The 20984-nt window shown below is 73.5% G+C and carries 20 protein-coding genes; 11 read left to right on the top strand and 9 right to left on the bottom strand.

What is annotated here, in order from left to right:
* Positions 1 to 74: 74 nt before the first annotated feature.
* Both OG361_RS22935 and OG361_RS22930 read left to right on the top strand, forming a co-directional pair.
* On the top strand, positions 75 to 392 hold the full coding sequence (locus OG361_RS22935) for a DUF2530 domain-containing protein (protein WP_405856320.1): 318 nt from the start codon (positions 75 to 77) through the stop codon (positions 390 to 392).
* 211 nt (positions 393 to 603) lie between these two features.
* The gene (locus tag OG361_RS22930; RefSeq protein WP_405856318.1) at positions 604 to 3012 is read left to right on the top strand and encodes an HAD-IC family P-type ATPase; all 2409 of its coding nucleotides are present in this window, start codon (positions 604 to 606) and stop codon (positions 3010 to 3012) included.
* An 8-nt stretch (positions 3013 to 3020) separates the two neighbouring features.
* Here OG361_RS22930 and OG361_RS22925 read toward each other — a convergent pair whose 3' ends face one another.
* The 3 genes from OG361_RS22925 to OG361_RS22915 form a co-directional block, all read right to left on the bottom strand.
* Complete coding sequence (locus OG361_RS22925; RefSeq protein WP_405856316.1) at positions 3021 to 3842, bottom strand: hypothetical protein; 822 nt, start codon at positions 3840 to 3842, stop codon at positions 3021 to 3023.
* A 280-nt stretch (positions 3843 to 4122) separates the two neighbouring features.
* On the bottom strand, positions 4123 to 4698 hold the full coding sequence (locus OG361_RS22920; protein WP_405856314.1) for an HD family hydrolase: 576 nt from the start codon (positions 4696 to 4698) through the stop codon (positions 4123 to 4125).
* A gap of 88 nt (positions 4699 to 4786) precedes the next feature.
* Positions 4787 to 6127, bottom strand: coding sequence for a tetratricopeptide repeat protein (locus OG361_RS22915; protein WP_405856312.1), 1341 nt, complete (start codon positions 6125 to 6127; stop codon positions 4787 to 4789).
* Positions 6128 to 6414: 287 nt separating this feature from the next.
* Between OG361_RS22915 and OG361_RS22910 the strand changes: the two genes are divergently transcribed.
* Positions 6415 to 6681 (top strand): hypothetical protein, encoded by a 267-nt coding sequence (locus OG361_RS22910; protein ID WP_405856310.1) that lies wholly within the window; start codon positions 6415 to 6417, stop codon positions 6679 to 6681.
* 138 nt (positions 6682 to 6819) lie between these two features.
* Here the strand turns inward: OG361_RS22910 and OG361_RS22905 are convergent, their stop codons facing one another.
* From OG361_RS22905 to OG361_RS22895, 3 genes are all read right to left on the bottom strand, one after another.
* Positions 6820 to 6954 (bottom strand): hypothetical protein, encoded by a 135-nt coding sequence (locus OG361_RS22905; protein WP_405856308.1) that lies wholly within the window; start codon positions 6952 to 6954, stop codon positions 6820 to 6822.
* A gap of 36 nt (positions 6955 to 6990) precedes the next feature.
* Positions 6991 to 10137, bottom strand: coding sequence for a sacsin N-terminal ATP-binding-like domain-containing protein (locus OG361_RS22900; RefSeq protein ID WP_405856306.1), 3147 nt, complete (start codon positions 10135 to 10137; stop codon positions 6991 to 6993).
* 155 nt (positions 10138 to 10292) lie between these two features.
* Entirely contained in the window at positions 10293 to 11222 is a 930-nt protein-coding gene (locus OG361_RS22895; RefSeq protein ID WP_384569727.1) for a DUF3027 domain-containing protein, read from the bottom strand.
* A gap of 496 nt (positions 11223 to 11718) precedes the next feature.
* Between OG361_RS22895 and OG361_RS22890 the strand changes: the two genes are divergently transcribed.
* The 4 genes from OG361_RS22890 (at position 11719) to OG361_RS22875 (ending at position 15556) form a co-directional block, all read left to right on the top strand.
* The gene (locus OG361_RS22890) at positions 11719 to 13125 is read left to right on the top strand and encodes an MFS transporter (RefSeq protein ID WP_405856304.1); all 1407 of its coding nucleotides are present in this window, start codon (positions 11719 to 11721) and stop codon (positions 13123 to 13125) included.
* A 316-nt stretch (positions 13126 to 13441) separates the two neighbouring features.
* Entirely contained in the window at positions 13442 to 13921 is a 480-nt protein-coding gene (locus OG361_RS22885) for a DUF2771 domain-containing protein (RefSeq protein ID WP_405856302.1), read from the top strand.
* Between the two features lie 7 nt (positions 13922 to 13928).
* A complete protein-coding gene (locus tag OG361_RS22880) occupies positions 13929 to 14708 on the top strand; it encodes a futalosine hydrolase (protein ID WP_405856300.1) in 780 nt (259 codons plus the stop codon).
* Positions 14705 to 15556: a 1,4-dihydroxy-6-naphthoate synthase gene (locus OG361_RS22875; protein ID WP_405856298.1), complete on the top strand. Its 852-nt coding sequence runs from the start codon at positions 14705 to 14707 to the stop codon at positions 15554 to 15556. Before OG361_RS22880 ends, OG361_RS22875 begins: the two co-directional genes overlap by 4 nt.
* Positions 15557 to 15651: 95 nt before the next feature.
* Here OG361_RS22875 and OG361_RS22870 read toward each other — a convergent pair whose 3' ends face one another.
* Positions 15652 to 16035 carry a cold-shock protein gene (locus OG361_RS22870; protein ID WP_405856296.1) on the bottom strand — a complete coding sequence of 128 codons (384 nt, stop codon included), beginning with the start codon at positions 16033 to 16035 and terminating at the stop codon, positions 15652 to 15654.
* 141 nt (positions 16036 to 16176) lie between these two features.
* Here OG361_RS22870 and OG361_RS22865 point away from each other — a divergent pair, with 141 nt between their 5' ends.
* Positions 16177 to 16455, top strand: coding sequence for a hypothetical protein (locus OG361_RS22865; RefSeq protein WP_405856294.1), 279 nt, complete (start codon positions 16177 to 16179; stop codon positions 16453 to 16455).
* Here the strand turns inward: OG361_RS22865 and OG361_RS22860 are convergent.
* The gene (locus OG361_RS22860; RefSeq protein WP_405856292.1) at positions 16443 to 17084 is read right to left on the bottom strand and encodes an HAD family hydrolase; all 642 of its coding nucleotides are present in this window, start codon (positions 17082 to 17084) and stop codon (positions 16443 to 16445) included. The genes OG361_RS22865 and OG361_RS22860 overlap by 13 nt on opposite strands.
* A 40-nt stretch (positions 17085 to 17124) precedes the next feature.
* Between OG361_RS22860 and OG361_RS22855 the strand changes: the two genes are divergently transcribed.
* The gene (locus OG361_RS22855) at positions 17125 to 17253 is read left to right on the top strand and encodes a hypothetical protein (RefSeq protein ID WP_405856290.1); all 129 of its coding nucleotides are present in this window, start codon (positions 17125 to 17127) and stop codon (positions 17251 to 17253) included.
* A 7-nt stretch (positions 17254 to 17260) separates the two neighbouring features.
* On the opposite strand, the gene OG361_RS22850 is transcribed toward OG361_RS22855, so the two are convergent.
* Entirely contained in the window at positions 17261 to 17866 is a 606-nt protein-coding gene (locus OG361_RS22850; RefSeq protein WP_405856288.1) for a hypothetical protein, read from the bottom strand.
* On the opposite strand from OG361_RS22850, the gene OG361_RS22845 reads away from it, so the two are divergent.
* Both OG361_RS22845 and OG361_RS22840 read left to right on the top strand, forming a co-directional pair.
* Positions 17865 to 18320, top strand: coding sequence for a hypothetical protein (locus OG361_RS22845; RefSeq protein ID WP_405856286.1), 456 nt, complete (start codon positions 17865 to 17867; stop codon positions 18318 to 18320). The genes OG361_RS22850 and OG361_RS22845 overlap by 2 nt on opposite strands.
* Positions 18321 to 18424: 104 nt before the next feature.
* Positions 18425 to 20953 (top strand): helicase-associated domain-containing protein, encoded by a 2529-nt coding sequence (locus OG361_RS22840; RefSeq protein ID WP_405856284.1) that lies wholly within the window; start codon positions 18425 to 18427, stop codon positions 20951 to 20953.
* Positions 20954 to 20984 lie beyond the last annotated feature (31 nt).

The raw sequence follows: 20984 nt of genomic DNA, 5'->3' as shown, positions 1-20984 counted from the left end.
AGTATGAACACATGAGCGAGCGAGCGTCTATCTCCGCGCGTAGACAACAATTCCCGACACCTAGACTGAGCCGTATGGCGAAGTGGACACCGAAGCACGAGGCACCCGAGCCCCTCGAAGGGCCCGTCGTCGCCACCATCACCGGCGGCACGATCCTCTGGTTCGCCCTCTTCCTCGTCCAGCTCCCCTTCTACGGCTGGTTCGACGACCGGGACCTGACCTGGTGGGTGTGGACCTGCCTGGCCGGCGGCGGGCTCGGCCTGATCGGCATCTGGTACGTACGGGGTCGGGACGCGGCGATCAAGCGGCACGAGGCGGCACGGACGGCGGAGGCCGCGGGGACGAGCGCGGCGGGGGCGACATCGGCGGACGAGACCACCCCGGGCGCGTAACACCCGCGTAGGACGAGGCCACCCCGGGCGCGTAGCACCCGCACAGCACCCGCACAGCACCCGCGTAGCACCCGCGTAGCACCCGCGTAGCACCCGCGTAGCACCCGCGTAGCACCCGCGTAGCACCAAGGGACCATTCCCCTCCTCCCCCGGTCCGATCTTCGCCCTCCTCGGCAGGTGAGCGGCCCGTTCCGGTCGTACCGTCGAGAACATGACTCAGCGGGCGAAGATCGACACGGACGGCGGCGTGGCCGAGGCGGTGGAACCGCCCGTCGTGCACCACCCGGCCGGCCTCACCTCCGCCGAGGTCGCCGAGCGCGTCGCACGCGGCGAGGTCAACGACGTACCCGTACGCAGCTCCCGCTCCACCGTCGACATCGTCCGCGGCAACGTCTTCACCCGCTTCAACGCGATCATCGGCGTGCTGTGGGTGATCATGTTCTTCGTCGCGCCGATCCAGGACAGCCTCTTCGGCTTCGTGATCATCGCCAACACCGGCATCGGCATCATCCAGGAGCTCCGCGCCAAGAAGACCCTCGACGGGCTGGCCGTCATCGGCGAGGCGAAACCGACCGTCCGCCGTGACGGGGTCACCGCCGAGCTCTCCACCTCCGAGATCGTCCTCGGCGACCTGATCGAGCTCGGCCCCGGGGACAAGGCCGTCGTCGACGGTGTCGTCGCCGAGGCCGACAGCCTGGAGATCGACGAGTCGCTCCTCACCGGCGAGGCCGACCCCGTCGTGAAACAGCCCGGCGACCCGGTCATGTCCGGCTCGTTCGTGGTCGCGGGCGGCGGCGCCTTCACCGCCACCAAGGTCGGCCGCGAGGCCTACGCCGCCCAGCTGGCCGAGGAGGCCTCCCGCTTCACCCTCGTCCACTCCGAACTGCGCAGCGGCATCTCCACGATCCTCAAGTACGTGACGTGGATGATGATCCCGACCGCGATCGGGCTGATCATCAGCCAGCTCGTCGTCAAGGACAACGACCTCAAGGACTCGATCGCCCGCACGGTCGGCGGCATCGTCCCGATGATCCCCGAGGGCCTCGTCCTCCTCACCTCCGTCGCCTTCGCCATCGGCGTCATCCGCCTCGGCCGCAAACAGTGCCTCGTCCAGGAACTCCCGGCCATCGAGGGCCTCGCCCGCGTCGACGTCGTCTGCCTCGACAAGACGGGCACGCTCACCGAGGGCGGCATGGACGTCACGGAGCTCCGGCCCCTCAACGGCGCGGACGAGGCGTACGTACGGAAGGTGCTCGGCGCCCTCGGGGAGTCCGACCCGCGCCCGAACGCCTCCCTCCAGGCGATCGTCGACGCCTACCCGGACTCGGTGGACTGGCGCTGCACGGAGTCGCTCCCCTTCTCGTCGGCGCGGAAGTACAGCGGCGCGGCCTTCAGCGAGGGGAACGGCGAGAGCTCGACGTGGCTGCTCGGCGCCCCGGACGTCCTGCTCCCCGCCGGGGACCCGACCCTCACCGAGATCGACCACCTCAACGAACAGGGCCTCCGGGTCCTCCTCCTCGCCCGTACGACCCACGAACTCGACGACCCCGTGGTCGCCACCGACGCCCGCCCGACCGCCCTCGTCGTCCTGGAACAGCGGCTACGGCCGGAGGCCGCCGACACCCTCGCCTACTTCGCCGACCAGAACGTCACCACGAAGATCATCTCGGGCGACAACGCGGTCTCGGTGGGCGCGGTGGCCGGACAGCTCGACATGCCCGGCGCCGAGAACACGGTGGACGCCCGCACCCTCCCCACCGACCGGGAGGAGATGGCGAAGGTCCTGGACGCGAACGCGGTCTTCGGCCGGGTCTCCCCGCAGCAGAAGCGGGACATGGTGGCCGCGCTCCAGTCCCACGGCCACACGGTCGCCATGACGGGCGACGGCGTCAACGACGTCCTCGCCCTCAAGGACGCCGACATCGGCGTCTCGATGGGCTCGGGCTCGGAGGCGACGAAGGCCGTCGCCCAGATCGTCCTCCTGAACAACTCCTTCGCGACCCTGCCGTCGGTGGTGGCCGAAGGCCGCCGGGTGATCGGCAACATCACCCGCGTAGCCACCCTCTTCCTCACCAAGACGGTCTACTCGGTCCTCCTGGCCGTCCTGGTGGTCTGCTCCCAGGTCGAGTACCCCTTCCTCCCCCGCCACCTCACCCTCCTCTCCACCCTGACGATCGGCGTCCCGGCCTTCTTCCTCGCGCTCGCCCCCAACAAGGAACGGGCGAAGCCGAACTTCGTACGCCGGGTGATGCGGTACGCGATCCCCGGCGGCGTCATCGCGGCGGCGGCCACCTTCGCCACGTACCTCCTCGCCCGCCACCACTACACCGGCGAAGGCGCCCTGGAAGCGGAGACCAGCGCGGCCACGCTCACCCTCTTCCTGGTCTCCATGTGGGTCCTGGCGATCATCGCCCGCCCCTACACGTGGTGGCGCCTCACCCTGGTCGCCACGATGGCCGGCGCCTTCCTCCTCGTCCTCGTCGTCCCCTGGCTCCAGGACTTCTTCGCCCTGAAACTGGTCGGCACGACGATGCCGTGGGCGGCGGTGGTGATCGCGGCGGCGGGAGGGGGACTCCTGGAGCTGTCGTACCGCTGGGTGAGCAGGCGGTTCCCGACGTAGGGCGCCGCTCAGGCGGCCCCGCGGCAGTCCGCGCAGCTCGCGTCGGGATCGTGACTGCGGAAGGCGCGATCGCAGCCGCCGCAGGTGATCAGCGGCGCGGGCGCCTCGACCGCCGGCGGTGGCGGACCGGCGGAGAGCGGGGGCGGGAGGAGGGCGGAGAGGCGGTACTCCAGGAACCTGCCCGGGTGGTGGATGGGTACGTGGGCGGGCGGCAGGGCGGCCGTGAGGGTACGGACGATCTGGGCCGGGGTCGCGGCCCGGGCCAGCCACTCGTCGACGGCGGGGGCGAGCCGCAGGACCTCCCGCCAGGGCAGCAGCAGCCGGGTATCGACGGTCCGAAGCCGCGCGAGCAGGTCGGCGGCGGGCCCGGGGAGGGCGGTGGGTTCGGGGTCGGCCACTGCTTGTACGGCCTCCGGCTCGGACTCGGCGTCGGCGTCGGCGTCGGGCGGGACAGGCACTTCCGCTCGCCGTGCAGGCAAGCCGCACCCGGGCTTGTCGTACGACACGATCCGCGTGGCGAACCGCCCACCCCCAAGGGCCACCCGATGCCGCTCCAAGTAGCCTTCCACGACCAGCTCGTTGAGGGCTCGACGGACGGTGATCTCACCCTCCGTGAAGCGGTTGGTGAGCGTCTTCACGGTGACGTCGGCGCCCTCGGGCAGCGACTGGATGTACACCCCGAGGCCGATCGCCACGGCCGACAGGGACGGATGCTGGGCGAGGTGGTTCCCCACGATCGTGAACCGGTCGGTATGCCGGAACCGGACCCGGATCACCCCGGAGCGGGGCGCGTCGGCGGGAATCTCGAACGGAACGGGGCGCGCGGACACGGCCGCGTTAGACTGCGGATAAGCCATTGGGAAGCGTTACTTCCTACTTGGTCAGGCCCTCGCCAGGATGCCAGTCCTGTCGGGGGCCGAGCTGCATATGCCGTTGTTGCGGCCGACCGTACCGCATCCGTCCGCACTCCGGACGCTCCTTCACCCGAACGTGTGGCAAGGCCAGTTGGGGAGCGGGAGGGGTGGGTTGGGGAGTTCTTTTCCCATTACTTAAAGGGGCGACGTGCCCCGCCGGGGCGTGGCCGGGCGCGCCCCGGCGGGGGCCTCGGGATCAGCCCAGGAAGGTCTTGCGCCACTCCAGCGGCGACATGGTGAGCGCGGCCTCGGCGAGGGCCTGCGCGGACGCCGTCTTGAGGCTGTTGAGGGAGGTGTCGATCCAGTCCTGGACCAGAGTGTTGCCCTGCGCCCGGTACTCCACGGCCTGCACGAGGCACTCCAGCTTGTCCGCGTCCTTGGCGACGATCGCCTCGGGGGTGTCGGCCTCGTACTCGTCGACGACCCGCTGGACCCCGGCCTTCACGGCGGGATGCGCGGCGGACACCTGATCCGCGGTGACCGTCTGGTTCGTCGCGGCGTCGATGTAGCGGCGGCCGATGTGCGGGATGTCCCCGATCCGGGTCTCCTGCGTGTCGTGGAACAGGCACATCAAGGCGACCTTGGCGGGGTCCACGCCCTCCATCATGGCGAGCACGGCACCGATGACACCCACGCGGAACGAGTGCTCGGCGATCGACTCGGGGTTGTTGTTTCCGGTGAACCACCACCCGGTGCGCTTGGCGTTCTTGAGCACCCCCATCTCGAAGATGAACCCGGCCGTGCCCTGCGCGTTCGCCGTCTCGTCTGCCATGTGGTGACCTCCGGTTCTCAGGTACTTTCACGCAAAACGTCATGCGCGGTGGAGAGTTCGCGGAGCGATTCCCGGGGCGCCGTCTCGGTCAGACAGGTCCCGCTCCCCGCATCATCGGCCGACCGCGCTCGAAGAGCTCGCGCGCGCGGGCGTTTCCGAGGTGTGGGCGAAGCCCCGAGAGCATTGTCATCACCCGGTCGTCGCACCGGCCCGACTGTACGTGCGGGTAGTCGTCCAGGACGCGGTTCCAGTCGACGCACGCCTCTTCCAGACGCCCGATCTCCAGCTTCCGTTCCGCGAGCATCGCGTTGTACCGGACCCGAGTGCGACGGTAGACGGGCTCGCGCAGACGGTCGGCCAGCTCCAAGGACTCGATCGAACCGTCGACGTCACCGAGTTCGTAACGGACCTGACCCACATGGTAATTCAGCGCGGACGGGTCGTAGGACCCGAACGCCTTCGCCCGCGACTCCGCCCTGTCCATGGACCTCTCCGCCTCCTTGAGACGCATCAGAGCCCCCACCCGGTCCCCGGTCTGCGCGGCAGCATGGGCCTGCTGCCCCGTGAGGAACGCGACCATGCGGGGACCAGCCTGCGGTGAGGCGGCAGCGGCGGCGTCCGCCAGTCGCGCGGCGAGGGGTCCGTGACCGAGGTCGACGGCCTGCACGCTCATCCCGCGCAGGGTCGTGCAGTAGGTCAGATGGTCACCCGCCGCGCCGGCCAGTTCGAGGGCCTTGGTGTAGTACTGCTGGGCCAGGCCGTCCTTCCGCTCGTCCATCGCCATGTATCCGGTCAGATAGCAGTGATCGGCAGCCGCCGACCGCAGGGCGTTCTTCACGTCGTCGGAGGCCGTCGCTCGAAGCGCGGAAACGATCGTGTTCACGAGGAAGGCCGCTGCCATGGGCCGGGCCATCCGGCCGCCGAACTTGTCGTCGAGATCGCTGATGTGCCCGGTCATGGCGATGATCGCCGCAACCTCGGGATGCCCGATCCGCGTGTGGGGGTCGGCCTGAACCTTCCCCAACCGGTCCCGCACATCCGGCCACCCCGGGATGATGGCGGCAGCCGAATAGACCCCCGCCCCGAGCACGCTCCTGCGTGATGGGTCCATGTCCGCACTCCCGAGATCGGCAAGTCCGGCCACGGTATCCGGAGCGCCCACGGAATCCTCGGCCGAATGAGCAAATCCCGCCGCGTACAGGCTGACGGGACGGCCGAGCCTGCGCGCAAGCGCCTCCAGAACCAGCGGGCGAACCGGCTTCCGCGGAAGCGTGCCTGCCAGCCAGTGCGGCACCGCGGATTCGTCGTACTGGAACGGGATACCGACTTCGGCACCCACGCGGGCGATGGCACGGACGAACTGGCCCCTCGACCATCCGGTTTCCTTGAAGAGAGCGGCTAACGCGACGTTCGGTGTACGTGCCGACATGGCGACCCCCCTGAACTTTCACGGCTTTCACGGTCCGCTACGACCTCAACAGTACTCACGCTCTGTGTCGACCAGTTGACTGACCATCACGTCATCGCGAGAGGAGCAAGCGGTATGAGTACGCCTGACCTGCCCCGCCGAACACCTGGTTCCAGCGGACGGAGGTTCAATGCCCCTGAGGCGGCGCCGGGTGCGCCGAGCCGGGCGCTCCGGATGCGCGCGGCGGCCGGCTGGGCGAGGTTCATGCGGCGGGCCGAGGCCGGCGAAATCCTCCCGGAGGTGAAGACGTGAACGCGGTCGGCCACGACGGGTACGAGCAACACCCCCTGCTCCACAAGCGGGTCCGCGACATCGCCAGCCGCGGTGAGGGGGAGCTGACGGCGGTGACTCACGAGCTGCACACCGACGGCCGCGTGGTCCGCGTCGCTCACATCCGGCCCAAGAACGGCATCGAATGGACGACCTCGGCGGACAACGTACAGGCCGCCCTCCAACCCGCCGGACTCCCGGCATTGCCACCCGCCGAATCACCGGCGCGCGCGGCCGAGCAATGACCCGCCGGCGGCGGGACGGGGCACCGGACCCCGTCCGCTTCCGGATCACGGTCGCCCCGGAGGCTCAGACCATCACCTGGCCGAGCCGACCGAGCACACCCACCGGCGCCGCCGGTGGGTGCGATGAAGCTGCGGCCGTCAGCGCACGTCGACGTAGTCGGTGACGGAGATGGAGGGCGCGACCCAGTACGGGGCCGTGTACTTCCAGCGGTAGTAGCCGTCGGCCGTGGCCGTGACGGAGGCCCGGAGGTTGCCGGTGGAGTTCGAGGTCACGGTCCCCAGGACCCCCGCCCCGCCCCCACGACCCCCTCAGTCGAACCAGCGGTCCCTCGCCAGTTCCGACGTGCGGGACGGGTCCTCCAGGAGGGCTGCCACCTCGAAGCGGCGGGGCCATTGGGAGGCCGCCCAGGCCAGGCCCGCCGCCACGCCCTCCAGCGTGGCCGCGTGGAGGACGCCGTCCGGTGTGAGGCGCCAGTCCAGTTCGACGCCCCCCGCGCGGAGTTCCTCGTGCTCGATGTACGAGGACGGGGTCGCCGGGCCGAGGAGGGCGTGGACCGAGGGCGGGACCTCGTGCTCCTCGCCGACCGTCGTCACCTCCGCCTCGTACGCCTCGCTCAGGCGCCGCACCTGGAACAGCTCCGCCAGGTCGGCCGCGCGGGACGGGGCGACCGGGAGGAGCGGGACGTCGCCCGTGAGGGGGAGGAGGTCCGGGGCGTCGGCCACCAGGGCCTCCGCCGCGTCCACCACCACCAGCTCCCCGTCCACGACCGCGCGCAGCTCGTCCGGGAGGGTCACCTGCTCCGGGTCCAGGTCCGCGAGCGCCGTGTAGAGGGCGTGCAGCTGGGGTGCCGTGACCTCGCGGGCCGGGTCCGCGAGGCGGGTCAGGAGTTCCGCCGCGCCGCCCGGCTCCTCCAGGAGCGCCGTGACCGAGGTGCGGACGCCGAGCGCCCGCAGGACCTGCTCGTCGTCGAAGCCGGTCGCGTCGGCGGAGTCGTACAGGCCGGCGAGGAGGGGGTCCGAGCCCTCCGCGCGGAGTCCCGCCGGGCGGCGGCCGTCCAGGACCGGGTGGTCCCGGAGCCACCATGCCGTGTACGAGCGGACCGTCTCCGTCGTGCCGTCCGGCAGGAGGATCCGTACGGGCTGGGTGAGGGCGTCCCGGAGGGGCGGCACGGCGAGCAGGGCGAGCGCCTGGGGCCAGGCGTCGTCGTCGACGAGGTCCAGGTCCCGTACCGCCACGATCTCCGTCGCCACCGGCGGCACCGGTGCTTCCGGCAGCCGGTCGAGGACGTCCTCGCACCACACGTCGACCGCGTCGAGGAGGCCCGCGTCGTCCGGCTCCGGGTAGTCGCCCTCGCGGGGCTCGACCTCGTCCGGGTCGAGGACCAGGTCGGTCGCGCGGACGAGCGCGAAGGTGGCGAGGACTCCACAGGCGGCCAGCGGCTGTTCGCCCCAGCGGGCGGCCAGCTCGGCGTCGACGTAGGCGAGTTCGTCCTCGCGCATGACGGCGGCGAAGGCCGAGCCCGGCAGCACCAGCTCGCCCGCCGGGGAGAGTTCGCCGTCCTCGTCGGGGAGGGCGAGTCCGCCGAGCCAGGGCTCCTCGCCCGGGCCGAGCTCCGCGTCCCGGACCAGCCCGAGGACCGTCTCCGCGAGCTCGTCCGCGTCCAGCGCGTCCGCGTCCTCGTCCCAGATCTCGCCCGCGTCGAGGGAGGCGGCGACCGCCGCCCGCACCTGCGGGGTCGTGAGGACCGCGCGGGGCGTGGCGGGCAGGGCGCCCAGCTTCTCCAGGAGCGGGTGCGCCGCCTCCGGGTGGGCCACCTTCAGCCCGAGGCGGGTCAGCTCGGCGGGGGTCCGGTCCTGCGGCAGGAGGACCTGGCGGGGGCCGATGGTCGTACGGATCCGGCCGTCGCCCCCGGGGGCCTCCGCGAGCGGCACCGGGAGGCCGCTCAGGCGGTCGGGGTCGACGCCGGCGAGGGAGTCGTACAGGCGCCACCACCAGGACGGGGCGCGGTCCACACCGGCCAGCCGGTCCATCGCCTCCGTCAGCGGCACCCGGCCCACGCCGAGGGTCCGCAGCTCGGGCCGCCGCTCCAGGCCGGCCGGGAGAAGCGTCGGGAAGACCTCCGCGAGGACGTCGACGGTCTCCGCGCCCGCGCCCTCCGCGACCTCGGCCTCGATCGGGCGGAGGGCCGGGAGCTCCTCGGAGGGGGCGGCGGGGGCCAGGAACGCGACCCTGGGCAGCCGGTCCAGGATGGCCTCGCGCAGCGCCCCGTCGAGCGGGCCCTTGCCGAGCGGCCCCGGCACCAGGTCGAGGGTGGCGGTCGTCACCGGCTGCCATTCGGCGAGGAGTTCGGCGTACGCGTCGGCCGCGCGCTGCACCAGGAAGTCGGTGAGCGGGCCGGGCGCCGGGTGGCGGCGGGCGGTGTCCAGCGGCAGGGAGGCGATCAGCAGGGCGGGGAGGCCGAGCGGCTCGTCGGTGGGCGTCGGGGCGTGCACGACGGGCTCGGTGCGGGGGTGGCGCGGGGCGCCCTCGCCGTCCACGGGTACGGCCCAGGTGACGGACCAGTGGGGGCGGAGCCGCTCCTCCACCGGGCGGTCCTTGAGGAGTTCGGCGGCGAGGGGCCCGGCGTGCGAGACGGTCCGCCAGCGGTGCGTGCCGGTCGCCGTGTCGTCGATGCGGACGTAGCCGTCCTCCTCGGACCGGTGGAGGGTCCGTACGCCCTCGGCCGTCTCCACCACGATCTCCGCGAGACCGGGCAGGGTGAGGAGCAGGGCGTCGTCGACCGCGTCGAGGAGCCGCCCGGCCAGGTCGCGGGCGGCGGAGTCGCGCAGCGGGAGGACGACGACCGTGTCGTAGCCGTCGGGGGCGGTGCCCTCGGCGGGCAGCGGAAGACGCAGGAGGGGTACGTGGCCGTCGCGGCGGCGCAGTTCGTCGCCCAGGCCGGGGCTGTACCGGGCGGCTTCCGCGGCGAGTTCGCGGGCCTCCGCGAGGGACCAGCGGACGCCGCCGTGGCGGCCGAGGACGGCGGGCTCGTCGCTGACCGCGAGGACGGCGGCGAAGCCGACACCGAAGCGGCCGACGGCTCCGGCGCCCTGCTCGCGCTTGGCGGAGGCGCGGAGCGTGGAGAGCGACTCGGCGCCGGCGGCGTCCAGCGGGGCGCCGGTGTTGGCGGCGGCGAGGATCGCCGGGCCCTCGTGGTCCGCGGGGTGCAGGGTGAGCCGCAGCCGGCCGGTGACCCCGGCGCGGTGGGCGGCGTCGGCGGCGTTCTGGGCCAGTTCGACGACGAGCCGGTCGCGGTAGCCGCCGAGCGCGAGGTCCTCCTCGGCGTTGGCGTCCTCCCGGAACCGGGCGGGCGAGGCGCCCCAGGCGTCGAGCACTCCCCGCCGCAGCCGTGCGGTGCCGAAGGGATCGGTTCCGTCGGTCGTCGTCCGGACGCTGACGCTCACGTCTGACTCCACTCTGCGGGGCGGTGATCTGGGCGATCATCGGGCGGTGACGCTGCCGGACCCGAAGGTCCGGGGCCCGAAAGGTACCGCGCTCCGCCCTGCCCCGGCCGCCGGGGCACGTCCCGGCCCCGGGGCGCGCGGAAGCACACCCCGGACGCCCCTGGGGGCTACGAGTGGCCGAGGTCCTCGGAGGAGTCGTCGGGCTCCGTCGTCGAGCCGGAGTCCTTGGCCGGGCGGAGCGGGAAGGCGTCCGTCGCCATCGAGTCGTGGACCGGGGGCGCCGGGCGCGGGGGCTTCGGCATGATCGCGGCCTCCGAGTGCCCGCCGCAGCCGTAGGCGAGGGAGACGACCCGGCCGTCCGCCGGGGAGAACTCGTTGGCGCAGACTCCGAAGGCCTGCTTCAGGGAGCCGGCGATCGGCATCAGGAAGGCGCAGGACTCGCAGGTGGCGGGCGCCGCCTGTGCCATCGGGGTCTTCGCGCCGAAGGCCTCGTCCCAGCGGTCGGCGGCCACGTGCAGGCCGTACCGGGAGAGGACCCGGGCCCGGCGCATGCCGAGCTCCTCGGCGACCGAGGCGACCGTGCCCCGCGTGGGGATACGGGGGACGATCTCGGCGTCCTCGACGTCGAGGTGGTCCGCCAGCTCCTCCGAGACCGCCGAGTTCGGCGGCGGCGCGTCCTCGCCCGTGTAGCCGGGCTCCAGGCGCAGGTCGTCCTGCTCGGTGGGGAGCAGGTCGCCCGGTCCCATGTCGCCGGGGCGCAGGCGCTCGCTCCACGGCACCCACTCGGGGGCGAGGAGGGCGTCGGCGCCGGGCAGCAGGACGGTTTCGTCAAGCGTGACGTTCTTGGCGCGGGAGGCGCGGGTGACGGTCACCGCCCAGCGCCAGCCGCGGTAGCCGGGCTCCTTGCACTCGAAGAAGTGCGTGACGACGCGGTCGCCCTCCGCGACGACCTCGACGTGTGCGCCCACGATGCCGGGCGCGGCCGCCTCCTCGGCGGCCTCCCGGGCGAGGGCTACCGCCTCGACGCACAGGCGGTCGGGGGTACGCGTGGCTCGCGGGGTACGCGGGGTACCGCTTCGCGTCGTCGCAGCACTCACAGGTCTCGCTTCTCTCCTACGCCGTCTCACGGGTGCGCCGGCCGAGGGGCGGGAGCGAAGCCACGGGCGGCGGGCGGAGCGGACCAGGGGGCCGCATCGACGTCCGCACCCGACTTGTCTCGCATGTCTCGGGCACACCTATCGCCATCCATTCTGCGGGATGCCGAAGAGGCGCGCGGCCGAGAGCTTCCGCCGGTGACGCGCTACGCACGCTACCCCGTTCGCGGGCCTCCGCCCACCTGCCCGCCCCAAGTGGCCCGGATCGCGGACGGTCCGCGGGGCGCCGACGGCCCCCCGGCGGGCCCTCGCAGACCCCCGGCGCACCCCTCGCGGACCCTTCGCAGACCCCCGGCGTCCCCCTCACGGACCCCTCGCAGGCCCCGGGTCACGGGCGGTCCGGGCATGGGATCGGGGGCCACCCCGCCGGGCCGGGCATGTGATCGGGGGAAGTTCGTGAGCGCCTCCGTCGCCGTGCCACGGTTCGTCCGGCGCGCCGGTGGGGCACTATGACGGAGTGGCAGCCGCACGGTCTCCTGCACGATCCGAAGATCATGCCGGACCGCTCCGCCGAGCGGGCCGGTCGGTGGGACGCGCCCTGCACCTGCCCTTCACCGGGACGGCGAAAGGCATCCGGAAGGCCACCCACGCCCACGGCGCGGGCGAGTCGGGGCTCGGCAAACTCATCGAGCTGCACGCCGTGAACGGCGCCGGGGACGTCATGATCACCGTCGCCCTCGCCTCCACCGTGTTCTTCTCCGTACCGACCGACGAGGCCCGCGGCCGCGTCGCGCTCTACCTCGCCGTCACGATGGCCCCCTTCACCCTGCTCGCCCCGGTGATCGGCCCGCTCCTGGACCGCATCCCGCACGGCAGGCGCGCGGCGATGGCGGGCGCGATGCTGACCCGCGCGGTCCTCGCGATCATGATGTCGGGCGCGGTCGCCACCGGCGGCCTGGAGCTCTACCCGGCGGCGCTGGGGGTCCTGGTCGCCTCGAAGGCGTACGGGGTGGTGCGCAGCGCGGTCGTCCCGCGCCTGCTCCCACCGAAGTTCTCCCTCGTGAAGGCGAACTCCCGGGTCACCCTGGCGGGGCTGCTCGCCACCGGGATCGCCGCGCCCATCGGTGCGGGGCTCCAGCTGATCGGGCCCAGGTGGCCGCTGTACGGGGCGTGTGCGCTGTTCCTGCTCGGCACGTTCTGGGCGTTGCGGATGCCGCCCAAGGTGGACTCGGCGAAGGGTGAGCGGCGGGCGCACCTGCTGACGCACGGCGAGCGGAAGCCGAGCCTGCGGACGGTCGGCCCTTCGGTGCTGCACGGTCTGGAGGCGAACTCGGCGCAGCGCATGCTGTCGGGATTCCTGATCTTCTTCCTGGCGTTCCTGCTGCGCGATCATCCCCTCTCGGGGCAGAGTCCCGCCGTCTCGCTGGCGATCGTGGGCGTGGCGGCGGGCGTGGGGAACGCGTGCGGCACCGCGGCCGGCTCGCTCCTGCGCGACCGGGGCCACGGGCCCGAGGTGATCATCGCCACGATGATCTGCGTCGTGTGCAGTACGGCGATCGTCACGGCGATCTTCTTCGGCGGTCTGATGGTCGCCGTCCTCGTTGCGGTCGCGGGCCTCACCCAGGCCCTGTCGAAGCTGTCACTCGACGCGCTGATCCAGCGGGACGTACCGGAGGTGGTGCGGACGTCCGCGTTCGCCCGCTCGGAGACGGCGCTGCAGATGGCGTGGGTGGTGGGCGGGGCCATCGGCATCTCGCTGCCGCTGAACGGCACGCTCGGCATGGCCGTCGCGGCGGGGATCCTCGCGGTGGGCGCTCTCCTCGCGGTCCGCGGCCTGCTGACGGCGGCCCGCCAGCGCAAGGGCCCACCGGGGCCGCAGGGCCGCCCGAAGACGCGGGTGGCGTAGGCACACGACTCCCGAGGGCCCGGGCTGCCGTCTGCGCAGGGCTCGCCCGAGGCGCCGCGTAGATCTACGGAGGCCTCACGCGAGATCCCGTCGCCGTTCCGCGCAGGCCTCGCCCAAGGTCCCGTGACCGTTCCGCGGGGGCTCGCCCGAGGCGCCTCGGAGATCTGCGGAGGCCCCGCCCGAGGCCTCGCGGCCGTCCGTGGCGGCCCGCCCGAGGCCTCGTGGCCATCCGTGGCGGCCCGGGCCGAGGTCACGGAGCGGCGGCACGCCGTACCCCCGCGTGGCGCGGGCGCGGCGGCCCGATAGCCTTCGGCTCATGACCGTTGCGTTCTTTTCCGGCTCGCGCCGCCGGGCCGCCGTCGCCCTCGGGGCCGTCTCCGCCGGGCTCCTCGTTCTCTCCGCCTGCGACAAGCCGACTCCGATCGCGACCGTGACGGTCGGGACCGACTCGGTCCACTCCGAGGCCGCCTGCTACAACGACGGCGACGCCATCAAGGAGTCGCAGATCCAGCAGTGCCTCAACAAGAAGGCCGAGAAGTCCATCACCGTCGCGATGGACGACAAGATCCGCTTCGGGGTCGACCCCGAGATCGCGGACAACGGCTGGACGATCTTCCTCGGCGGCCAGCAGGCCGAGCCCGAGCCGTACAAGAAGACGTACCGGACCATTCCGGCCAGCGCCTTCTTCTCCAGCCAGACCGGCGAGGCCACCGACCAGACCCAGGTGACCATCGTCGAGAACACCGGCAAGAAGCTGACCGGCATCTGGCACTTCCAGCTGAAGAAGGAATCCTGATCCACCGGTGGTCCACCGGATCCTGATCGTGACGGCCGTGGCGGCGGAGGCCGACTCCGTCGCCGCCGGCCTCGGTCCCGATGCCCCGGAGACAGCCCCGGAGACCGCCTGGGAGCCCCTGTCGCTCCCGGGTGGCCTCGCTCTGCGCCGCCACGCCGGCGGGGTGGATCTCCTCGTGGGCGGGGTCGGGCCCGCGGCCGTGGCCGCGGCGACCGGGACGGCGCTCGCGCACGCCTCGCTGACCGGGGCGGGCTCCGGCACCCCGTACGACCTCGTCGTCTCCGCCGGGATCGCCGGCGGGTTCGCGCCGCACGCGCCGATCGGCACCGTCGTGGTCTCCGGGGCGATCGTCGCCGCCGACCTCGGTGCGGAGACCCCCGACGGGTACCTCGCCGTCGAGGAGCTCGGCTTCGGACGGTCCACCCACCCCGTACCGCCCTCCCTGACCGGCCCGCTCTCCGCCGCGCTGCGCGCCGGCGACCGGCCGCACACCGTCGCGCCCGTCCTCACCGTCTCGACCGTCACCGGCACCGCCGGGCGCGCCGCCGAGCTGGCCGCGCGCCACCCGGCCGCCGCCGCCGAGGCGATGGAGGGCTTCGGGGTCGCCGAGGCCGCCGCCGCGTACGGGGTGCCCGTCGTCGAGATCCGGGCCGTGTCGAACGCCGTCGGCCCGCGCGACCGCGCCGCCTGGCGCATCGGTGAGGCCCTGGACTCCCTCCGGCAGGCGTTCGCCCTGCTGGGCCCCGCCGTCTTCATGAACCCCACCGTCTTCGTGGAGGCGAAGTGAAACTGAAGATCGCCTACTCGCCCTGCCCGAACGACACCTTCGTCTTCGACGCCTGGGCGCACGGCCGCGTCCCGGGCGCGCCCCGGCTCGACGTGACCTTCGCCGACATCGACGTCACCAACGGCTGGGCGGAGGGCGGCGCCGACGACCACGACGTCCTGAAGGTCTCGTACGCCGTGCTGCCGTGGATCCTCGACGAGTACGCGCTGCTGCCCTGCGGCGGCGCCCTCGGCCGGGGCTGCGGGCCGCTCGTGCTGACCCGCGAGGAGGGCACGGGGTCGGAGCTCGCGGGGAAGACGGTCGCGGTGCCGAGCGAGCGCTCGACCGCCTATCTCCTCTTCCGGCTGTGGGCGGCCGAGACCGTGCCGGGAGGCGTCGGGAACGTCGTCGTCATGCCGTTCCACGAGATCATGCCCGCCGTGCGCGACGGCAAGGTCGACGCGGGACTCGTCATCCACGAGGCCCGCTTCACGTACCAGAGCTATGGCCTGCACTCCCTCGCCGACATGGGCGAGCACTGGGAGGCGACGACCGGGCTCCCGATCCCGCTCGGCGCGATCGTCGCCCGCCGCTCCCTGGGCGAGGAGACCCTGCGGCTGCTCGCGGAGTCGGCCCGAACGTCCGTGCGGATGGCCTGGGACGATCCGACGGCCTCCCGGCCGTACGTCCTGGAGCACGCCCAGGAGATGGACCCGAAGGTGGCCGACCAGCACATCGGTCTCTACGTGAACGAGTTCACGGCCGACCTGGGCGAGCACGGCTACGCGGCGATCCGCGGGCTGCTCACCCGCGCCGCGGCCGAGGGACTCGTACCGCCCTTCGGCCCGGACGCGCTGTCGTTCCCGTAGAACCGGGTCCGGGTCCGTTCCCGTAGAACCGGGCCCGTTCCCGTGACCCGGGTCAGGCCCGGGCACGTCCCCGTACCCGGGTCCGGGGCCCGGTCCTACACGTCGAGCTGGTCGGCGACCGCCCGCAGCAGACCGGCGATCTTCTTGCCCTGGGTCTTCTCGGGGTAGCGGCCGCGCTCCAGGGCCGGCGTGATGTTCTCCAGGAGCGTCGTCAGGTCCTGCACGATGGACGCCAGTTCGTCGGGCTTACGGCGCTGCGCCGCGGCGACGGACGGGGTCGGGTCGAGGATCGTCACGGAGAGCGCCTGGTCGCCGCGCTGACCGGCGACGACTCCGAACTCGACTCGCTGGCCGGGCTTCAGTGCGTCGACTCCGGCAGGGAGCACCGACGAGTGGACGAAGACGTCACCGCCGTCGTCGCGGGAGAGAAAGCCGAAGCCCTTCTCGGGGTTGAACCATTTGACCTTGCCGGTAGGCACGTCTGTCCTCGTCCTCGTACTCGTCGCTGGGGATGGCAAACGGCGGGTCGCCCGACCCGCCGGCACCAAGGCTAGTGCTCCGGGGGCCGCTGACAAGACGCCGCCGAAGTGTTCGTACGGCCTGGGAACTACCCTGACTGGATGCGTAGTGAAACCCCTGCCGTACCGGTGAACGACAGTGCCCCGGGTGACGGCCTCGTCAAGGCCGGTGTCGTCCTCTTCGCCGTCGGTGCGGTGGCGACGCTGGTCACGGTGGCTCCGCTCTTCCTGGGGACCGATCCGTTCCCCACCGTCGCGTACACCGTCTCCATGCTCATGGGGGTCGGATTCGCCGTCGCCGCCGCCGGGGTGCTGCGGTCGATCGCGGCCCAGCGGCGGCAGGCCCGGGAGGGTTCGGCCGCTCCGGCTCAGCCGCGGTAGCTCTCCCACCAGGCACGGAAGTCCGTCAGGTCCGTGAGGACGACGTCCGCGCCGGCCGCGCGCAGCTCGTCGGGGGCGCAGGGGCCGGTCGCGACGGCCACCGACAGGGCGCCCGCCGTGGCGGCGCCGCGGACGTCGCCGACGTGGTCGCCCACGTACACCCGGGCGCCGTGGGCGCGCAGGGCCTCGGCCTTGCCCTCGGCCCAGAGGCCGCCGGCGACGGCGTGGGGTTCGATGCCGAGGTGCGCGAGGTGCAGTTCGGCGTGCGGGCCGTTCTTGGCGGTGACGACGATCGTGCGGCCGCCCGCCGCGTGAACGGCCTCGATCGCGTCCCGGGCGCCCGGCATGGGGTGCGAGGGCTCGATCGCGTACGTCGGGTAGAGCGCGCGGTAGCGGACCACCATCTCGGGGACGTGCTCCTCGGGGAACCAGTGCGCCATCTCCTGTTCGAGCGGCGGGCCGAGACGCGAGACGACCAGGTCCGCGTCGATCTCGGCTCCGGTCTCCGCCGCGAAGACCTCCCAGGCCGCCTTGATGCCGGGGCGGGTGTCGATCAGCGTCAGGTCGAGGTCGAAGCCGACGGTGAGCGGGGACGAGGGGGGCTGCGGGGGCTGCTCGGTGGTCGTCATGCGGCCATTGTGGTCGACCTCGGGGCCCGGTGTTCGAAAAATGGGTGCTGCTTACACGCTGCTTGCGCTGAGGCGAGCCCTATCTCACCCCGTACAGGTGTGGATCGCGTGGATCGCGATGACCCTCGCCCAGGAGACCGACGCCGAGGTGGCGGACGTCGTGTCGTAGCTGCGTCTCAGTGCTTGCGGGAGCGCCAGAGCAGGAACAGGGCCGACGCGACCGCCGCTCCCCGCAGGACCCACGGCCAGGTCTCGGCGATCGCCGCGCTCATCGCCTCGCCGCCCGGGCCCACCGGGTCGCCCCAGCGGCCCTCGACGCGGCCCCACAGCCAGACGACACCTGTCGCGGCGGCGAGGCCGGGGACGACGAGGACGGCGCCCTTGACCTCGCCGGGGGTGAGCCGGCGGGAGGCGTACGCGAGGAGCCAGCCGGCGGCGAGCGCGACGAGCGAACCGAAGACGGCGCCGCCGACGAGCAGCAGCGCGGCGAGCAGGAGGAAGGGGTTCGCGAGCCGGGGGCGGGCGGGGGCGGCCGCCGGCTCCTCGTCGGCCTCGGCCTCCTGGTCGGGGGCGGGGGCGGCCTTGCGGCGCAGGACGACGCGGGCGACTCGGCGCCACCTGCCGGGCGCGGCCTCCTCGTCCTCGGGCTCCTCCTCGACCTCGGGGGCCGGGGGCTCGAAGAGCTCCGGCATCTCGATGCCGCCGACGAAGCCCGGGAGCCCGTCGGTCACGTCGATGTCGGTGGCGTTGAGGGCGTCGGTCCGCCACCAGTCCGGGTCCATGCCGGCGCCCGCGCCCGGTAGTTCGTCGCCCCTGCGGGGCATCGGGACGGGCGAGGACGAGGCGGACGGCTTCGGGGACGACGACCGGGAGGGCTTCGAGGCCGACGGGGACGGCTTGGGGGACGACGACCGGGAGGGCTTCGGGGACGGCGACCTCGACGGCTTCGACGCCGACGACCGGGAAGGCTTCGGCGGGGGCGGGGAGGGGCGCCGGGGGCTTACCGGCCCCTGGCCCTCGGAGCGCGGCGGCACCGGTGTCCCGTCCTCCGCCCGCTCCACCACCTCGTCCGGTGTTCCCAGCGCGCCGAGGATCCCGCGTACCGCCGCCGGGCTCTCCTCGCCGTACGTGGCGCGCCGGCGGTCGATCTCGTTCCGGAGCGTCGACACGAGCCGCGCGCTGTCGCTCGGCGGCAGCTGCCGCTGCTGGGCCAGATCGCCGACCCGGCTCAGATAGTCGTCGACCAACTGGTCGCTCTCGATCTCCACGGTGCCCCTCCACGGCCGGTTCGCCCGGTACGCCCCGACGTTAGCGCGCGGACAGGGGCTAACGTGGTGCGGATGGGGATCGGTGAGCTCGACCGGGAGGCGCACGTGCCTGAAGCAGATGGCGCCGTGGCTGCGCCGCGCACGCTCGCTGAAGCGCTGCGCGCGCGGGGCGACGAGGGTCTTGCCGCGCTGCTGCGCGCCCGGCCGGACCTGCTGGGTCCCGTACCGAACGACCTGACACAGCTGGCCACCCGCGCCGGAACGCGCGGTTCGGTGGTGCGGGCGATCGAGCGGCTCGACCGGTTCTCCCTCCAGACGGCCGAAGCGCTCGCCGTGGCCCCGGACCCCACGCCGTACCCCGTACTCCTCGGGCTGCTCACCGGCGACGAGGGCGACCCGGAGATCGAGGCGGCGCTGCCCGGGGCGGTGGCGCTGCTGCGCGAGCAGGCGCTGGTGTGGGGCGACGACGAGCGGCTGCGGCTCGTGCGGACCGCCCGGGAGCTGCTGGCGCCCTCGGCGCAGCACCCGTCGCCGACCGGTCTTGGGCCGACGGTCGCCGAGGCCACGTCCGGGATGTCGCCGGGCCGGGTGCAGGAGATCATCGCGGCGGCCGGGCTGACGTCGACGCACGATCCGGTGTCGGCGGTGGCCGGGCTGACGGCGCTCTTCACCGACCGGGCGCGGATGGGCGAGCTGCTCGACACGGCTCCGCCGGAGGCGCTCGCCGTCCTCGACCGGCTGGTGTGGGGTCCGCCGTACGGGGAGGTGACGGCGAACCCGGCGCCTCCCGTGCGCTGGCTGCGCGACCGCGGCCTGCTGCTGCCGGTGTCGGCGCGGACGATGGTGCTGCCGCGCGAGGTGGCGCTGCATCTGCGGGGCGGGCGGGCGCACCGGTCGCCGGAGCCGCTGCCGCCGGAGCCTTCGGTGCAGCGCGACTACCGTCCACAGGTTGTGGACAGCGCGGCCGCCGGGCAGGCGTACGTGGCCCTCGCGACGGTCGAGGAGCTGCTGAAGTCCTGGGACCGGGGCGGCCCGCCGGTCCTGCGCGCGGGCGGACTCGCCGTACGGGACCTCAAGCGGATCGCCGCGGCCCTGGACGTCTCCGAGCCGATCGCCTCGTTCTGGCTGGAGCTCGGTTACGCGGCGGGGCTCCTCGCCTCGGACGGCGAGGCCGACGAGCGGTACGCGCCGACGCCCGCCTACGACGACTGGCTGGACCTGCCGCCCGCCGAGCGGTGGGCGCGGATCGTCACGCCCTGGCTGGCCGCGACCCGCACGTCCGGCCTGGTCGGCGGCCAGGACGCGAAGGGCCGCACCCTCTCGGCGCTCGGCCCGGAGCTGGACCGCTCCTCCGCCCCCGAGGTCCGCCACCGGGTCCTGCACCTGCTCGCGACGCTCCCGCCGGGCGCCGCGGCCGACCCCGAGTCGCTCCTCGCCCGGCTGCGCTGGGAGCGGCCCCTGCGCGGCTCCGAGGGCTCCTCCTCGGCCGGCGCGGCCGACCTGCGGACGCGGATCGCGCGGTGGACCCTGGAGGAGGCCGAGCTGCTCGGGCTCACCGGGCGCGGGGCGCTCTCCGGGCCCGCCCGGGCGCTGCTGAACCTGCCGCTCGCCGAGGCCGCGTCCGCCGCCGACCCGGGCGGCGGGGTCGAACCGTCGGTGGCCGCGACCCGGGCGGCGACGCTGCTCGCGCCGCTGCTCCCGGAGGCCGTCGACCACGTACTCCTCCAGGCCGATCTGACGGCCGTCGCACCCGGCCCGCTGCGGCGGCCGCTCGCCGACGCGCTGGGCGTCCTCGCGGACGTGGAGTCGAAGGGTGGTGCGACGGTCTACCGGTTCACCCCGGGTTCCGTGCGGCGCGCGCTCGACTCCGGCCAGACGGCGACCGACCTGCACGACTTCCTCGCCAAGCACTCCCGCACGCCCGTCCCGCAGCCGCTCGCCTATCTGATCGACGACGTCGCCAGACGCCACGGCCACCTCAAGGTCGGTGCGGCCTCCGCGTACGTGCGCTGCGACGACGACACCGTCCTCGGCGAGATCCTGGCCGACCGGCGGTCCGCGCCCCTGGGGCTGCGCCGTATCGCGCCGACCGTCCTCGCCGCGCAGACGGACCCGGTGTCGCTGCTCGACGGGCTGCGGTCGCTCGGGTACGCCCCGGCGGCCGAGTCCGCCGAGGGCGACGTCCTGATCGCCCGCGCCGACGCGTACCGCACCTCCGCCCGTACGGCCCCGGTGCCCGTCCCCGAGGGCCCGCCGTCCCCCGACAGGACGCTGCTCGGCGCGGCGGTCAGGGCGATCCGGGCCGGCGACCGGGCGGCGACGGCGGTACGGAAGGAACCGGCGACCCCGACGGCCGCCGGGACCCTCCCCCGCACCTCCGCGGCCGAGACCCTGGCCACGGTCCAGGCGGCCGCGATGACCGGCTCGGCGGTCTGGATCGGCTACGTCAACGCGGAGGGCGCGGCGAGCCAGCGGGTCATCGCTCCGGTGCGGGTGGAGGGCGGCTTCGTGACGGGCTACGACCACACGGCCGACGAGGTCCGCACGTACCCCCTGCACCGGATCACGGGCGTCGCGGAACTGGCCGACGACCAGGTGTAGGACCCCGGCCATGATCCGCCGGACCCCCTAG

Source organism: Streptomyces sp. NBC_00090 (genome assembly GCF_045160815.1).
Classification (GTDB): domain Bacteria; phylum Actinomycetota; class Actinomycetes; order Streptomycetales; family Streptomycetaceae; genus Streptomyces.
This window is presented reverse-complemented; position numbering and strand designations above follow the sequence as displayed.

Coding starts and splice junctions, on each gene's coding strand:
- OG361_RS22935 (WP_405856320.1), top strand. CDS start 75: ATGGCGAAGTGGACACCGAAGCACGAGGCACCCGAGCCCCTCGAAGGG.
- OG361_RS22930 (WP_405856318.1), top strand. CDS start 604: ATGACTCAGCGGGCGAAGATCGACACGGACGGCGGCGTGGCCGAGGCG.
- OG361_RS22920 (WP_405856314.1), bottom strand. CDS start 4,698: ATGGCAGACGAGACGGCGAACGCGCAGGGCACGGCCGGGTTCATCTTC.
- OG361_RS22915 (WP_405856312.1), bottom strand. CDS start 6,127: ATGTCGGCACGTACACCGAACGTCGCGTTAGCCGCTCTCTTCAAGGAA.
- OG361_RS22885 (WP_405856302.1), top strand. CDS start 13,442: ATGACCGTTGCGTTCTTTTCCGGCTCGCGCCGCCGGGCCGCCGTCGCC.
- OG361_RS22865 (WP_405856294.1), top strand. CDS start 16,177: ATGCGTAGTGAAACCCCTGCCGTACCGGTGAACGACAGTGCCCCGGGT.
- OG361_RS22860 (WP_405856292.1), bottom strand. CDS start 17,084: ATGACGACCACCGAGCAGCCCCCGCAGCCCCCCTCGTCCCCGCTCACC.
- OG361_RS22855 (WP_405856290.1), top strand. CDS start 17,125: ATGGGTGCTGCTTACACGCTGCTTGCGCTGAGGCGAGCCCTATCTCAC.
- OG361_RS22845 (WP_405856286.1), top strand. CDS start 17,865: ATGCCGGCGCCCGCGCCCGGTAGTTCGTCGCCCCTGCGGGGCATCGGG.
- OG361_RS22850 (WP_405856288.1), bottom strand. CDS start 17,866: ATGGACCCGGACTGGTGGCGGACCGACGCCCTCAACGCCACCGACATC.
- OG361_RS22840 (WP_405856284.1), top strand. CDS start 18,425: ATGGGGATCGGTGAGCTCGACCGGGAGGCGCACGTGCCTGAAGCAGAT.